This is a genomic window from Pseudomonas sp. LBUM1671 (assembly GCF_059695685.1).
Map to the genome: position 1 here is coordinate 5,518,675 of NZ_CP166782.1, position 15,961 is coordinate 5,534,635.

A 15,961-nucleotide genomic window follows, 5' to 3' on the forward strand; every position below is an offset into this window, starting at 1 on the left:
AAGCACAAAAGCCAAGGAGAAATCACCATGCGTTACGCTCACCCCGGTACTGAAGGCGCTATCGTTTCGTTCAAGAGCAAATACGGTAACTACATCGGCGGCGAGTTCGTCGCGCCTGTCAAAGGTCAGTACTTCACCAATACCTCGCCAGTGAATGGCCAACCGATTGCCGAATTCCCGCGGTCCACGGCCGAAGACATCGAAAAGGCCCTGGACGCTGCCCACGCCGCTGCCGATGCCTGGGGCGCCACGTCCGCTCAGGCTCGCTCGCTGGTGCTGCTGAAAATCGCCGACCGCATCGAACAGAACCTCGAAGTCCTGGCAATCACCGAATCCTGGGACAACGGCAAAGCCGTGCGTGAAACCCTCAACGCCGACATTCCACTGGCAGCCGACCACTTCCGTTACTTCGCCGGTTGCATCCGCGCCCAGGAAGGCAGCGCCGCCGAGATCGATGGCAACACCGTGGCTTATCACATCCACGAACCGCTGGGCGTGGTCGGGCAGATCATCCCGTGGAACTTCCCGATCCTGATGGCTGCCTGGAAACTCGCCCCGGCCCTGGCTGCCGGTAATTGCGTGGTGCTCAAGCCGGCCGAGCAAACGCCACTGGGCATCACCGTGCTGATGGAACTGATCGGCGACCTGCTGCCGCCGGGCGTGCTCAACGTCGTGCAAGGCTTCGGCAAAGAAGCCGGCGAAGCGCTGGCCACCAGCAAACGCATTGCCAAGATCGCCTTCACCGGCTCGACCCCGGTTGGCTCGCACATCATGAAATGCGCCGCAGAAAACATCATTCCGTCCACCGTGGAGCTGGGTGGCAAGTCGCCGAACATCTTCTTCGCCGACATCATGCAAGCCGAAGAAACCTTCATCGAAAAAGCTGCCGAAGGCCTGGTGCTGGCGTTCTTCAACCAGGGCGAAGTCTGCACCTGCCCATCCCGTGCATTGGTGCAAGAGTCGATCTACGACGACTTCATGAAAGTCGTGATGAAGAAAGTGCTGTCGATCAAACGTGGCGACCCGCTGGACACCGACACCATGGTCGGCGCCCAGGCGTCCGAGCAGCAATTCGACAAAATCCTTTCGTACCTGGAAATCGCCAAGGGCGAAGGCGCCGAGCTGCTGACCGGCGGCAAGGTAGAAAAACTCGAGGGCAACCTGGCGACCGGGTACTACATCCAGCCGACCCTGCTCAAGGGCACCAACAAAATGCGTGTGTTCCAGGAAGAAATCTTTGGCCCGGTGGTGAGCATCACCACGTTCAAGGACGAAGCCGAAGCCCTGGCCATCGCCAACGACACCGAGTTCGGCCTGGGTGCCGGCCTCTGGACCCGCGACATCAACCGCGCCTATCGCATGGGCCGCGCCATCAAGGCCGGTCGCGTGTGGACCAACTGCTACCACCTGTACCCGGCGCACGCCGCGTTCGGCGGTTACAAAAAATCCGGCGTCGGTCGTGAAACCCACAAAATGATGCTCGACCACTATCAGCAGACCAAAAACCTGCTGGTGAGCTACGACATCAATCCGTTGGGTTTCTTCTAAAAGCGTCTGTCGCAGGCAAGCCACTCTCCTTGTGGGAGTGAGCTTGCCTGCACATTAGGCCTTCGCGCCAACCCGGCAACCACGCCGGTCAAAAACAATAAGAACAGGTGAACTCCTATGCCTAGCGATCAAGCCAGCGTGCAGCCGGCTACCTCCTCGGTCGACTTTGAAAAAGTCGGCTCCGACTATTTCCAGCAACGGGAACTGAAAAAAGGTGCAGCAGGCTGGGTCCTGCTAGTGGGCCTGGGCGTGGCCTACGTCATCTCCGGCGATTACGCGGGTTGGAACTTCGGCCTGGCCCAAGGTGGCTGGGGCGGTATGTTTCTCGCCACGTTGCTGATGGCGACCATGTACCTGTGCATGTGTTTTTCCTTGGCGGAGCTGTCTTCCATGATTCCTACCGCGGGTGGCGGCTACGGTTTTGCCCGTAGCGCATTCGGGCCGTGGGGCGGGTTTCTGACCGGGACCGCAATCCTGATCGAATACGCCATCGCCCCGGCGGCGATCGCGGTGTTTATCGGCGCCTATTGCGAGTCACTGTTCGGTATCGGTGGCTGGATGATTTACCTGGCGTTCTACATCATCTTTATCGCCATTCACATTTTCGGGGTCGGCGAAGCGCTAAAACTGATGTTCGTCATCACCGCCGTCGCCGCCCTGGCACTGGGCGTGTTTCTGGTGGCGATGGTGCCGCACTTCAACGTCGCCAATCTGCTCGACATCCCGGTGACTGACGCCAAGGGCGCCAGCAGCTTCCTGCCCTTCGGCTACGTCGGCGTGTGGGCGGCAATTCCTTACGCGATCTGGTTCTTCCTCGCTGTCGAGGGCGTGCCGTTGGCAGCAGAAGAAACCAAAAACCCGAAACGCGACCTGCCCCGCGGATTGATCGGCGCCATGCTGGTGCTGGTGAGCTTTGCCCTGCTGATTCTGGTCATCGGCCCGGGCGGTGCGGGCGCCAATGCACTGCTGACCTCGGGTAATCCGTTGGTCGAAGCATTGAGCAAGGCCTATGGCGGCTCGACCTGGATGGGCCACTTCGTCAATCTGGTGGGTCTGGCGGGTCTGATTGCCAGTTTCTTCTCGATCATCTACGCCTACTCGCGGCAGATCTTCGCGCTGTCCCGCGCCGGCTACCTGCCGCGCAAACTGTCAGAAACCAACAAGAGCAAGGCTCCCGTTCTGGCTCTTATTATTCCCGGCATCATCGGATTCGGCTTGTCGCTGACAGGTCAAGGCGACCTGCTGATTCTGGTAGCAGTGTTCGGCGCGACCATTTCCTACGTCCTGATGATGGCGGCGCACATCACACTGCGCATTCGGCGCCCCAAAATGGATCGCCCATATCGCACGCCCGGCGGTATCTTCACCTCCGGCGTAGCGTTGGTGCTGGCTTGCATCGCCGTAGTAGCGGGTTTTCTGGTAGACCCTCGCGTGGTGATTGGCGCTGCGATCATCTATGGAGTGTTAATTGCTTACTTTGCTTTCTACAGTCGGCATCACTTGGTAGCAGGCACGCCCGAAGAAGAATTCGCGGCCATTCAGAACGCTGAAAAAGCCCTGCACTAACGGCCAGAAATCGCGGCGCAGGCCCTGTCTGCGCCGTCACGGAGAATCTGTATGGCAAGTTTTGCTCAAACGATCGGCGCCCAGACCTACCGCTTCGCGAGCCTCAAGGACGTCATGGCCAAGGCCAGTCCGGCGCGCTCCGGGGACTTTCTGGCCGGCGTCGCCGCCCTCAACGACGGCGAGCGTGTGGCCGCACAAATGGCCCTGGCTGACATCCCCCTGAGCCATTTCCTGCAGGAAGTACTGATTCCTTACGAAGCCGATGAAGTCACCCGACTGATCATCGACACTCACGACAAACAAGCCTTCGCCGCCGTCAGCCATCTCACCGTCGGCGGGTTCCGCGACTGGCTGCTCAGCGATGAGGCCGACGAACAGAGCCTGCGCGCCCTCGCTCCCGGCCTGACCCCGGAGATGGTTGCCGCCGTGTCGAAGATCATGCGCGTGCAGGATCTGGTACTGGTGTCGCAAAAGATCCGCGTGGTCACGAAATTCCGCGGCACCATGGGTTTGCGCGGGCGACTGTCCACGCGCCTGCAACCCAATCACCCCACCGACGAACCGGCCGGCATTGCGGCGAGCATTCTCGACGGCCTGTTGTACGGCAACGGCGACGCGATGATCGGCATCAACCCGGCCACCGACAGCATCGCGTCGATCTGCGCCATGCTGGAAATGCTCGACGCGATCATCCAGCGCTACGAAATTCCGACCCAGGCCTGCGTGCTGACCCACGTCACGACCTCCATCGAGGCGATCAATCGCGGTGTTCCGCTGGATCTGGTGTTCCAGTCGATCGCCGGCACTGAAGCGGCGAACGCCAGTTTCGGCATCAACCTGAATGTCCTGCAGGAAGGTTATGACGCCGGCCTGAGTCTGAATCGCGGCACTCTGGGCCAGAACCTGATGTATTTCGAGACCGGCCAGGGCAGTGCCCTGTCGGCCAACGCCCACCACGGCATCGATCAACAGACCTGCGAAACCCGCGCCTACGCCGTGGCGCGCCATTTCAAACCGTTTTTGGTCAACACCGTCGTAGGATTTATCGGCCCGGAATACCTCTACAACGGCAAACAGATCATCCGCGCCGGTCTCGAAGACCACTTCTGCGGCAAGCTGTTGGGCGTGCCGATGGGTTGCGACATCTGCTACACCAACCACGCCGAAGCCGATCAGGACGACATGGACACCCTGCTGACCCTGCTGGGCGTGGCCGGGATCAACTTCATCATGGGCATCCCGGGCTCCGACGACATCATGCTCAACTACCAGACCACCTCGTTCCACGACGCCCTTTACGCCCGCCAGACCCTGGGCCTGAAACCGGCGCCGGAGTACGAACAGTGGCTGGCAAAAATGGGCATCCTGACGCAAGCGGACGGCAAGATTCACTTCGGCGACAAGCTGCCGCCGGCCTTCCGCCAAGCAATGGCGCAACTGGGATGAGTGTTGAAATGGATAAACCACCTGTTGATCCAGAGAATCCGCTATTGGAACTGCGTCGCCTGACCCCGGCGCGGATTGCCCTGGGTCGCACCGGCACCAGCATGCCGACCCGTGCGCAACTGGATTTCCAGTTCGCCCACGCTCAAGCCCGGGACGCGGTGCACTTGCCGTTCGATCATGCTGGGCTCAACTCACAACTGGCCGAGGCCGGGCGTGAGAGTTTGCTGCTGCACAGTGCCGCCACGAACCGGGACACTTACCTGCAGCGGCCCGATCTGGGGCGAAAGTTGAGTGATGAGTCGGCGCAGACCCTGCGCGAGTACGCGCTGGCCAAACCGGGCGGTGTGGACCTCGTGATCGTGGTCGCCGATGGCTTGTCGGCGCTGGCCGTTCATCGCCATACCTTGCCGTTTCTGGCGCGGATGCAAGAGCAGATCGAGGCTGAAGGCTGGTCCGCTTCGCCGGTGGTGCTGGTGGAGCAAGGCCGGGTCGCCGTGGCCGACGAGATTGGCGAATTGCTCGGCGCAAAAATGGTGGTGATCCTGATCGGTGAACGCCCCGGCCTCAGTTCGCCGGACAGCCTGGGGTTATATTTCACCTACAATCCAAAGGTCGGGCTGACGGACGCCTACCGCAATTGCATCTCCAATGTCCGGCTCGAGGGCTTGAGCTACGGCATGGCGGCACACCGTTTGCTGTACCTGATGCGTGAGGCTTGCCGCCGGCAGCTGTCGGGAGTCAATCTGAAGGACGAAGCCCAGGTTCAGACGCTGGAGTCGGACGCAGGTGCAGACATGAAAGGTAATTTCCTACTGAGCCCGCCGATTGCCTGAACCGTTTCCGCATTGCGTTTCTGTTCCGGTTTCAGGCAGGATCGATGCACGGCTGCCCGAGTGAAGAACCGTTCGCCGTCAGAGCACGTGAAGACAGCCACTTGAAGACGAGACCTATCGATGCGGATTATTCAAGCGACCCTCGAACACCTGGACCTGCTGACCCCGTTGTTCGTCAAATATCGCGAGTTTTATGGTTCCCTGGCGTATCCGGACTCGTCCCGGGCGTTCCTTGAGAAGCGCCTGCGACGCAAGGAATCGGTGATTTACCTGGCGCTGGCCGATGGCGACGACAAACTGATGGGGTTCTGTCAGTTGTACCCGAGCTTTTCGTCCCTTTCGCTCAAACGCGTGTGGATCCTCAACGACATCTACGTCGCCGAAGACGCCCGCCGCCAATTGGTGGCCGACAACCTGATCCGCACCGCGAAGAAAATGGCCAAGGAAACCAATGCCGTGCGCATGCGCGTTTCCACCAGCAGCAATAACGAAGTGGCGCAGAAAACCTACGAATCCATCGGGTTCAAGGAAGACACCGAGTTCAAGAACTACGTGTTGCCGATCAGCGACGAGCTCTGATGCCTGCCGGCTTCTGTGATGAGGGATCGTTCGCCCTCATCACAGAAGGGTTATTTATTGTCACCAGACTTCCGGCCGCGGCATAGACATCCCCCGCTACAATCTCGACGCGCGTTTCACCACTCAGCCCGTATAATGCCGGCCTTTTCGGCTTGTAAGAAAAACTACACTCCTCTGTAGGCTTTCGCGAAGTCATCCGCACAGGCCCGCAGAGTCCGGCCGTCACCACAGGTGCCCCTCCATGGATTTCAACCCGATCGACCTTATCCTGCATCTCGATGTTTACCTCGACTTGCTGGTGAACAACTACGGGCCATGGATCTACGCCATCCTGTTTCTGGTGATCTTCTGCGAAACTGGCCTGGTGGTAATGCCCTTCCTGCCGGGCGATTCCCTGTTGTTCATCGCTGGCGCCGTAGCGGCTGGCGGCGGCATGGACCCGGTATTACTGGGAGGCCTGTTGATGCTGGCGGCGATCCTCGGTGACAGCACCAACTACGTCATCGGCCGAACCGCGGGCGAACGTTTGTTCAGCAATCCGAACTCGAAAATCTTCCGTCGCGACTACCTGCAGCAAACCCATGACTTCTATGACAAGCATGGTGGCAAGACTGTGACTCTGGCGCGCTTCCTGCCGATCATCCGCACCTTTGCACCGTTCGTCGCCGGCGTCGCCAAAATGCCTTACCCGCGTTTTTTTGCCTTCAGCGTCCTCGGCACCATTCTGTGGGTCGGCGGCCTGGTGACCCTGGGTTACTTCTTCGGCAACGTACCGTTCATCAAGAAAAACCTTTCGCTGCTGGTGGTGGCCATCATCCTGCTGTCGCTGGTGCCAATGATCATCGGCGTGGTCCGCAGTCGCTTCGGCAACGCCGCGTCCAAAACCCAATCGCGCTGACTCGCGATGTGGTCCCTGAGCGCCTGGCGTCGCCGGCGTATCTTGGCCAGACACCCGATTGCCGACGATCTGTGGCAACGGGTGCGCCATCACTTGAGTTTTCTCGATGGCCTCAGCGCCGCCGAAGATCAATGGCTGCGCGAAGCCTGCGTGCTGTTCCTGGAAGATAAACACCTGACCGCCCTGCCCGGCGTCGAACTCCATCAGGAGCAGCGCCTGCTGCTCGCTGCTCAAGCGCAATTGCCGCTGCTGCACCTGGGCGACCTGAACTGGTATCAGGGTTTCCATGAAATCGTTCTCTACCCCGATGACTTCCTCAGCCCTCAACGCCATCGTGATGCCAGCGGCGTCGAACACGAGTGGGACGGCGAGCACAGCGGCGAAGCCTGGCAGCAAGGCCCGATCATCCTCGCCTGGCCGGGCGTAATGGCCAGCGGCGGCTGGGAAGGCTACAACCTGGTGATCCACGAACTCGCGCACAAACTCGACATGCTCAACGGCGACGCCAACGGCTTGCCGCCGCTGCACCCCGACATGCGGGTCAGCGAATGGGCCAAGGTCATGCAGCACGCCTACGACGACCTGAATAAGCACCTTGACCGTAATCCGGACGCCGAAACGGCTATCGACCCCTACGCGGCAGAAAACCCCGCCGAATTCTTCGCGGTCACCAGCGAATACTTCTTCAGCGCCCCGGATTTGCTGCACGAGGCGTATCCTCAGGTCTATGAGCAGCTGAAGCTGTTTTACCGCCAGGACCCACTGGCCAGGCTGCGGCAACTTCTGGCCGAGAACCCGGTCTATCAGGCACACGACTAAGGTCTCTACGACCCTTGGTACGTAGCATCAACGGCGGAATATGCCTATAATCGCCGCCACTTTTTGGTCAATCCGGCCAAGTGTTTTTGGTCAACTAACGGGGGCACCGCCCAATGAGCTACAGCAAGATTCCGGCTGGCAAAGACCTGCCGAACGACATCTACGTCGCGATCGAGATTCCGGCCAACCACGCGCCGATCAAATACGAAATCGACAAAGACAGCGATTGCCTGTTCGTTGACCGTTTCATGGCCACCCCGATGTTCTACCCGGCCAACTACGGTTTCATCCCGAACACCCTGGCTGACGACGGTGACCCCCTCGACGTGCTGGTCGTGACCCCTTACCCGGTTGCACCAGGCTCGGTGATCCGCGCACGTCCGGTCGGCATCCTGCACATGACCGACGACGGCGGCGGCGATGCCAAAGTCATCGCAGTCCCACACGACAAGCTGTCCCAGCTGTACGTCGACGTGAAGGAATACACCGATCTGCCTCCACTGCTGCTGGAACAGATCAAGCACTTCTTCGAGAACTACAAAGACCTCGAAAAAGGCAAATGGGTGAAGATTGAAGGTTGGGGCGACGCAGAAGCCGCTCGCACCGAGATCATGAAGTCGGTTGCTGCCTATAAAGGCTAAGGCGCCATTGGCCTCGCGCCTGTGACGACTTGAAGAAAACCCCGGTTGATCCGGGGTTTTTTGTGGGCGTCCATTAAGGGCTTTTTAAACGGCGCGTTTACTTCCAGAACGCTACGTTTTTTCTTGTTTAATTTGTTCCAAATACGTCTTACATCCGGTCGTAAATTTCCCTCGAAATTTGAACGGTTCGTTTATTCAAAGCCCGCCCCGGCGCCCGTAGACTCGTGTTTATGAAAAAGAACACTAGCGGCCCACGGTTTAAAGCGCTCCTCGAAAAAGCGAAAATAACGACGACAGGATTTGCCGCTTTCTTCGATACGGAGCCGCAAAATATCCACAACTGGTACACCCGCGGTGTGCCCGCCTACCGCATGGAAGAAGTCTCCAGACTACTCTCGGTAAACAGCGACTGGCTGAAAACCGGCGAGGGTTCCCAAGACTCCAAACACTTGCGCCTGCTCGACGAGTCCGGCAACACCTTCGACGCCCAGGCCATTCGCGGCATCTACACGGTGGTCGAACCCACCGATGTCGAACTGCCCCTCTACAAGGAAATACCCATCGCCCCGGGCTCCTTCAACACTCACGTCGTCGAAGACCCCGGCCAATTCATCCGCCTGCCCAAAAGCCACCTCGACTCCCTGGAAATCAAATACACGGATGTCTTCTGCGTCCAGATGATCGGCAACGGCATGGGAGCACGGATTGAGGACGGCTCCACACTCGCCATCGACCGCGGACTGACCAAGGTGATTGACGGGGAAATCTATGCCATCGAGCACGACGGCATGCTGCGCATCAAATACCTGCACCGGATGCCGGGCAATGCCCTGCGGTTGCGCAGCTACAACCAGGCCGAACACCCGGATGAGATCTTCAATGCCGAGCAGATTGATAAGCAGAACATCAGGGTGCTGGGGTGGGTGTTCTGGTGGTCGACGCTGAACAAACGGCGGCCGGCGGTGCCGTTTTTGTAGCACCCGGGCATTTTTACACCCACAGGCATCACACAATCCCTGTGGGAGCGGGCTTGCCCGCGAAAGCGATGGAACACTCACCCTGGATATCCAGACGGATCACTCGATCCCAAGCCCCGATAGCTCTAAGACGCACACCACACTGGGAATCCGGCAAAAAAATCAGTATGCTGCGCCCCACATTTGCGCATCACCCCGCCCCGCGGCTCTGATCGCACCGACAAGGCAGATGATTTTCTCGCCGAGTCCCACAGCCGGACGCAAGATCCGGGTGTACGTTTTGAAGGCTGGCGAGGTTTACCAAAAATGAACCAAGCCAGTCCCCGAGAAGCCGGCCACAAGCCGGCTTTTTAATGCCTGCTGGAAGTCGCTCGCACTTCTGAAACTCTCTGCTTTTGCCAGATCAATAGTCTCATCCTGCTTTCACAAAACTCTGTTCTACGTCGACAGCCCCCCCATGACACAGTGGCTTACGCTTTCTCAGCATCAACGGCTCACTCGTGAGGGATACCTGAGCGGCCGTTAACTTATACTCGCCCGCGCCATGCTCAAATACGTAGCCATCACAGGGAAGCGTCCATGTCCGTTCCAACTTACGATCAGTTCATCGAGCCGATCCTGCGGTTTCTCGCCACTAAACCCGATGGAGCACCCGCTAGGGATGCCTATGAAGCTGCAGCAAAAATGTTGCACCTGTCTTTAGAGCAGCGCGAAGAACTGATAGCCAGTGGGCAGACGACCTATAAGAACAGAGCGGGCTGGGCACATGATCGGCTCAAGCGCGCCGGCCTTTCCAGCAGTGCCAAACGCGGGTATTGGAAATTGACTGATGCCGGTGTGGCCTACGCCAAGGAACATCCAGCGCCCTTGCCGGCCGGCGCAGTGGAACATTTAGCCATTGGCTATATGAATGTGAAGCTGAAGGTTGCCCCTGACGCGGCACCGCTTGATGACGAAACACCTGTTGAACCTGACGTGACCTCCGCGACCGCCAGCCCGGATGACCGGCTTGAGCAAGCCCTCCAGGAATTACGCGACGCTACGGCGGCTGACCTTTTGGATAACTTGTTACAGGTCAGCCCCAACCGCTTCGAAGTGATTGTGCTGGATGTGTTGCATCGCCTGGGATACGGCGCTAGTCGCAATGACTTGCAGCGTGTCGGAGGCTCTGGGGATGCCGGCATTGATGGCATCATCTCGCTCGATAAGCTGGGGCTCGAGAAGGTTTATGTCCAAGCCAAGCGCTGGCAGAACACGGTGGGTCGCCCTGAGCTGCAGGCATTCTACGGCGCACTCGCCGGGCAAAAGGCTAAGCGCGGGGTGTTCATCACAACCTCTGGTTTCACGGCTCACGCTGTCGACTTTGCTAGATCGGTGGATGGCATTGTGTTGGTGGATGGCACACGACTGGTGCATCTGATGATGGATCATGAGGTGGGGGTTACATCGCGACTGTTGCGGTTGCCGGCGCTAGATCGTGACTATTTTGACGAAGAGTGAGAGACGGTTTTTGGGCAAACCGGTCACTTCCCCGCAACGCTTGTAGTTCAAGACGCTGGCAAACTAGAATCACGAAGTGCGCCCGACTTGGAAGGTCGCGGTTTACGCGTAGAAGAGACAGGGCTAAAGCGGATTTAGATAGTTGTGCAGGTCAAGGAGACCACGATGCCGGACGTCAGAAATATCAAGGAACAAAAGCTTCTATACCACCTCACTTCGGTTGCAAACCTGGATGGCATTCTTCAGGTAGGTCTAAAGCCTCGCGCTGAACTCACCGACTTCAAAGATGTAGCTGACAGTGAAATTCTGAAGAAGCGCAAAGTCCTTGAGCTTGACAGCTATGTGCCCTTTCACTGGTTCGCTGCAAATCCGTTTGACGGAAGTGTGCAACGTAACAACCCTGATGTGACATTCGTCCTGATCTCCGTTTACAGGTCTATTGCGAAACAAAACGGTTGGAAAGTCATTCCTCGCCACCCTCTGGCAAACGACTCAATCCAGTTACTCGATTACGACGAGGGTTTCGAAGCCATTGAGTGGGAGGTCATGAACAGCCGGGAGTATCACGACGCTCACTGCAAAAGCATCTGCATGGCGGAATGCCTGGCGCCTGGGGTTGTTAAGCCAAACGCCTTCTTCAAAATCTTCACTCCTAACGAGGAGGTCGAAGCACTCTGCGTGGCTAAAATGCGCGAGGCCGGTGTTAATGTACTCACCGGAGCGAATCAGAGAATGTTTTATCAATGAACTACACCAGTCTGAATCCAGAGAAGGCTCTGATTTGGCGTATCGTCCACCGCGATAACCTACCTTGGATTCTGGACAACGGCCTGCATTGCGCCAACTCGGACGTGCAGGCTCCACAGTATGTGAATATTGGCAACGCTGACTTGATCGACAAGCGCCGCAATCGTTTTGTTCCTATTGCTCCAGCGGGCGTTTTGGCCGACTACGTACCCTTCTATTTCACACCCTTCTCTGTGATGATGAAAAACATTCACTCCGGGTGGAGCGTTCAGCAGCGCAGCAACGACGAGATCGTGATTCTGGTCTCCAGCCTGTACCGCGTCGAACAGCTTGGCCTACCGTTTGTCTTCACAAACGCACATGCCTACCCGGATTGGACAGACTATTACAGCGATCTGGCGAGTCTCGGCGAGATCGATTGGTCTATCCTTCAACGACGCGACTTCAAACGTGATCCTGATGACCCTCGAAAGATGGAGCGTTATCAGGCCGAAGCGCTGATTCACGATCACCTACCGATTACAGGACTCCTTGGCATCATGTGCTACACCGATGCAATGAAAGAACGCATAGAACAAGACGTGGCTGCTAGAGGCCTGACGTTATCTGTTCATGCGCGTCCGGGATGGTATTTCCAATGATCAGATTTACCCAAGGCAACCTTCTGGAAGCCGAAACCGAAGCCCTCGTCAATACGGTGAATACCGTGGGTGTGATGGGCAAAGGTATCGCGCTGATGTTCAAAGAGCGTTTCGCGGAGAATTACCGTTTGTATTCGGCGGCCTGCAAGGCTGGCGAGGTAGAAACAGGCAAGGTTCACGTAACCGCAGTCAATGAACTGGAAGGCCCTCGCTGGATCGTTAACTTTCCTACCAAACGTCACTGGCGATCACCTTCGCAGATGGCATGGATAACAGAAGGTTTACACGATCTGCGTCGCTTTTTGATTGAGAACAATGTGAAGTCCGTGGCGGTTCCGCCGCTAGGTGCCGGCAACGGTGGTTTGAAATGGGCAGAAGTCCGCGAACAGATTGTTGATGTCTTGAGTGATCTGGATGTCGATGTGCTGGTGTTCGAACCGTCCAATCAGTATCTAAATGTCGCCAAGCGTAGCGGTGTGGAAAAGCTTACGCCTGCTCGCGCACTCATTGCGGAACTGGTTCGACGCTACTGGGTTTTAGGCATGGAATGCAGCCTGCTTGAGATTCAGAAGCTGGCCTGGTTCCTGGAGCGCGCTATTGAGAAGCTGCCGGACACCAAAAACCCGCTGGATCTTAAGTTCGTTGCTCATAAATACGGGCCATATGCCAATCGGTTGGAGCATCTGCTCAGTAACCTGGATGGCAGCTACCTGCATTGCGACAAGCGCATCAGTGATGCGGGAATCAGCGACGTGATTTGGTTTGACCAAGAGCGCAAAACCTTTTTGCAAACTTACCTCAAGACCGAGGCCAAGGAGTATTCCCAAGCCTTGGAGCGCACTGCCGAGTTGATCGACGGCTTTGAGTCGCCATTCGGCATGGAATTGTTGGCGACAGTCGATTGGCTGCTGAGTCAGGAGAAGGTATCCCCGACTGTTCCTGCTGTGCGTGAAGCATTGAAGCATTGGGATGGCGGAGCCGGTGCCGCCGCCCGCAAGAGCAGGCTGTTTGACGACTCGGCGCTTGATATCGCTCTCAAACGCCTGACATCCAGTAGTTTTAAGCCTGAAATGGCTGCCTGATAACCTCACTACCGTCGATGATTGTCCAACAACCGTTGGACAGTAGGGGACGGCTTGTAGCATCTCAGCGAGCAAAGGTCAGTCTGGATCATCTCGACTGTTCAGTTGCCAAATTAGACGACGCCTGAACACTCCGAAATCGGTCAGCAGCCTGCTGACTAATTCTGTCTGATCGCTTTGAAGCAATTGGGCAGCAAGCTGCTGCCCAATTCAATTGTGCAAGAGCTACTTGCACAATCACCCCTCACGGATAACTAAACCCCTTAACCAACGTCAACTCTCCCACCGCCCGCATCGGCACCAGGAACGTCTCCATCTTCTCATTCGGCGTCCCCTCTTCTGTAATCACCGTCACCTGCGCAGTCGTCAGTGGCTGAACCGCCTCCTCCTGCCCATCCTCATCACTCCGATACCCGCCCCCGAAGTAATTCACATAAACGAGGTATTGCCCCTTGATCGGCGCCGGCATTGCGAAGATTTCAGGGCCATACCCCGTCGTCACGTCAACATCCAGCGCCGCACCATTAGGCACAACCCGATCGCCATACCAGATGTGCGCACCATCGGGCGTGATGAGGTGCAGATCCAGATCCGTCCCATCGCTGTCCCACGCCAGCAACACCCGCAACTTGGCCGGCGTGGCGCCACCACTGGCATTGAGAAACTGCGTCCGATGCCGCTGCTGACCATCGGGGCTGCGAACTTCAACGCTGTTGCTGCCATTGGGAAACGAGAACGGTCGATCAAAGCGTCCAGCCGGATCAATCTTCAGCGGCATGCTGACGCCGTTGATGATCAACCGTCCCGGTTCACCTGACTTGGGCGTGGCGTTGATCTGTCCGGTGATACGCGCAGTATTGGCCTGGCCCACCGGGGTGTTCACCGACGAAGCCGGGTAGTTAACAATCTGACGAAAGCTTTCACCTTCACCTTCGGACGCGCCAGTGCGCCAACCACCAACGGGCGTATCAAGTTTCACGCCGCTCTCAGCCGCAAAAACCGTCGGCAATACGCAAAAAGAACAAAGGAACAGGAAGACCTGTGGATAACGGAGTTTCATGGCCTATTCCAGCAAGAGGTGGCGGGCGAGCCCTTCGATGTAGGTTTCATCCTGGCCGTTGGGATGTGCTTCGAAGGCCAGGTGCAGGTATTCGTGGGTCAGGTCGAGGCGGTCTTGCAGCGACAGCACGCCGCGCACGTAGATGCGCTGGCGTTCGCGGTCGACATAGGGGCGGCCGAAGGCCAGGCGGCAGACGGCGAAGGTGCTGACGTCGTTGTAGCCGACTTCGCTTTCCAACCGCGGACGCCAGCCGCGGCGTTGCTTTTGCAGCCAGTCTTGCGCGGCGGGCAGTGCTTCGCAGGAGGCGACGGGGTTGTCCCAGCGGCTGAGGCTGGCGCGCGGGTAGGCGTGCAGCAGGATGGCGTCGTAGCGTTGGCCGGCGTTGGCTTGTTCGACGGCGTGCTGCCAGGACAGTTTGTCCGGGCCGGGTTGGTCGGAGTGATAGGTGACGGTGCTGCCGGCGAGGACCAGGTCGCTGGTCCAGGCGGCGATGTGGCGTGATTCGGCGGCGGCCGGGCGTGGGGCGACGCGTTGGCGGCTGCTGCTGTCGTCGATGCTCAGGCAATCGCCGTGGCGGGTGGCGTTTTGCAGCAGGTAGGTTCTTATCGCAATGGCCAGTGCTTTAGCGGCTTCAGCAGGTTCGGGTTTGGCTTCACGTTGCAGGACCCGGGCGACGTACTCTTCACGGTCCAGCCGGGCGACGAGCTTGTCCTTCAACAGAAACAGTTCGCCATCGCTGTGGATATCGAGTTGATTGCCGTTGGCGAATTCGACGCGGTAATCGCCTTGCAAAGGCCCGGAAGCCACAACGTGATCCCCGGCCAGAACGCGCCCGATCGGATAACGAGAAAACAGCCCGACCTCGACACATCGTCCTGCGTCCGCGGGCCAATCCACCGACAACACCGAAGCCAACGCAGCCCCGTAATGACGAAGCACCATCTGACTGGTCCCGCGCCCGCCCGCCCAGATCGGCGTGCCGTCCGTCGTCCAACCGGCAAACCCGCCCTGACGCGACGAAGGATCCTCATCGCCCAACCAACTCCAGGTTTTCACCCGCAACCGGCCACCGAGTTCGCCGACGACATTGCCGTCAGCCGCATTGAGCACCACATCGAGCAACACCCGCCGCGCCTGATCCTGAGCCGGCATCACGGCCAGCACCTTCAGCAATTCCGCCACCGACACGCGCGTAGAAGGCTGCAACGAAGGCAAGTCCAGCAACCATTCCGGAGCCTGCCGAGCCTGCCAATATCCCCGCCAGCCAGCATTGGAAATACCCAATCGCGCAGGCTCAAAGTACAAACCGCACGATTTCACCAACGCCTGATCGCGTTCGATCTTGCCACCCGCCGTGCAGCAATAAACTTCCTCTTTCGACTGCCCGCGACACTCATACGCCGGCTCACGGGCGCCGGTATCCACCAGCCAGCCGTACACAAACAATTTCCACAAACTGCCGAGCGGTGCCTGCACATCAGCAGGCAATGGCTCGCGGGAAATCACCTGAGTCCGGTTCAGCGAAATCAATTCACCCTTGAAGCCCAGTCGCAGCGGTTCGTCCTGCGCTGTCGCCAGCGCAGGAATCAAACACAGCAGCCACCAGACCAGCGCTCGGGTCATG

Annotated in this window: 15 protein-coding genes; 13 read left to right on the forward strand and 2 right to left on the reverse strand. The window is 58.2% G+C overall.

The window, feature by feature from the left end; all coding sequences use genetic code 11:
• Positions 1-27: 27 nt before the first annotated feature.
• The 13 genes from exaC to darG all read left to right on the forward strand — a co-directional run bounded on the left by exaC (position 28) and on the right by darG (position 13,277).
• Positions 28-1,548, forward strand: a complete 1,521-nt coding sequence (exaC, locus tag ACA060_RS25525) for an acetaldehyde dehydrogenase ExaC (protein ID WP_033054129.1) — start codon at positions 28-30, stop codon at positions 1,546-1,548.
• A gap of 117 nt (positions 1,549-1,665) precedes the next feature.
• Positions 1,666-3,114 (forward strand): ethanolamine permease, encoded by a 1,449-nt coding sequence (gene eat, locus ACA060_RS25530; protein WP_461977063.1) that lies wholly within the window; start codon positions 1,666-1,668, stop codon positions 3,112-3,114.
• Positions 3,115-3,165: 51 nt separating this feature from the next.
• Entirely contained in the window at positions 3,166-4,560 is a 1,395-nt protein-coding gene (locus tag ACA060_RS25535) for an ethanolamine ammonia-lyase subunit EutB (protein ID WP_497313945.1), read from the forward strand.
• A gap of 8 nt (positions 4,561-4,568) precedes the next feature.
• Positions 4,569-5,393: an ethanolamine ammonia-lyase subunit EutC gene (eutC, locus tag ACA060_RS25540; RefSeq protein WP_497313947.1), complete on the forward strand. Its 825-nt coding sequence runs from the start codon at positions 4,569-4,571 to the stop codon at positions 5,391-5,393.
• A 120-nt stretch (positions 5,394-5,513) separates the two neighbouring features.
• Positions 5,514-5,972 (forward strand): GNAT family N-acetyltransferase, encoded by a 459-nt coding sequence (locus ACA060_RS25545; RefSeq protein ID WP_109635166.1) that lies wholly within the window; start codon positions 5,514-5,516, stop codon positions 5,970-5,972.
• Positions 5,973-6,213: 241 nt separating this feature from the next.
• Entirely contained in the window at positions 6,214-6,870 is a 657-nt protein-coding gene (locus ACA060_RS25550) for a DedA family protein (protein WP_010467341.1), read from the forward strand.
• A gap of 6 nt (positions 6,871-6,876) precedes the next feature.
• Positions 6,877-7,689, forward strand: a complete 813-nt coding sequence (locus ACA060_RS25555; RefSeq protein ID WP_109635168.1) for a M90 family metallopeptidase — start codon at positions 6,877-6,879, stop codon at positions 7,687-7,689.
• 113 nt (positions 7,690-7,802) lie between these two features.
• Positions 7,803-8,330, forward strand: coding sequence for an inorganic diphosphatase (ppa, locus tag ACA060_RS25560; protein WP_028620880.1), 528 nt, complete (start codon positions 7,803-7,805; stop codon positions 8,328-8,330).
• 230 nt (positions 8,331-8,560) lie between these two features.
• Positions 8,561-9,307: a S24 family peptidase gene (locus ACA060_RS25565; RefSeq protein ID WP_497313950.1), complete on the forward strand. Its 747-nt coding sequence runs from the start codon at positions 8,561-8,563 to the stop codon at positions 9,305-9,307.
• Positions 9,308-9,886: 579 nt separating this feature from the next.
• Positions 9,887-10,807, forward strand: a complete 921-nt coding sequence (locus ACA060_RS25570) for a restriction endonuclease (protein ID WP_497313951.1) — start codon at positions 9,887-9,889, stop codon at positions 10,805-10,807.
• 165 nt (positions 10,808-10,972) lie between these two features.
• Positions 10,973-11,554: a DarT ssDNA thymidine ADP-ribosyltransferase family protein gene (locus tag ACA060_RS25575; protein WP_497313953.1), complete on the forward strand. Its 582-nt coding sequence runs from the start codon at positions 10,973-10,975 to the stop codon at positions 11,552-11,554.
• Complete coding sequence (gene darT / locus ACA060_RS25580; protein ID WP_497313955.1) at positions 11,551-12,195, forward strand: type II toxin-antitoxin system toxin DNA ADP-ribosyl transferase DarT; 645 nt, start codon at positions 11,551-11,553, stop codon at positions 12,193-12,195. The genes ACA060_RS25575 and darT overlap by 4 nt, the downstream gene beginning before the upstream one ends.
• Positions 12,192-13,277 carry a type II toxin-antitoxin system antitoxin DNA ADP-ribosyl glycohydrolase DarG gene (darG, locus tag ACA060_RS25585; RefSeq protein WP_497313957.1) on the forward strand — a complete coding sequence of 362 codons (1,086 nt, stop codon included), beginning with the start codon at positions 12,192-12,194 and terminating at the stop codon, positions 13,275-13,277. The genes darT and darG overlap by 4 nt, the downstream gene beginning before the upstream one ends.
• A 244-nt stretch (positions 13,278-13,521) precedes the next feature.
• Here darG and ACA060_RS25590 read toward each other — a convergent pair whose 3' ends face one another.
• Positions 13,522-14,337 carry a YfaP family protein gene (locus ACA060_RS25590; RefSeq protein ID WP_497313959.1) on the reverse strand — a complete coding sequence of 272 codons (816 nt, stop codon included), beginning with the start codon at positions 14,335-14,337 and terminating at the stop codon, positions 13,522-13,524.
• A 3-nt stretch (positions 14,338-14,340) separates the two neighbouring features.
• Positions 14,341-15,960, reverse strand: coding sequence for a DUF2300 domain-containing protein (locus ACA060_RS25595; protein WP_497313961.1), 1,620 nt, complete (start codon positions 15,958-15,960; stop codon positions 14,341-14,343).
• Position 15,961 lies beyond the last annotated feature (1 nt).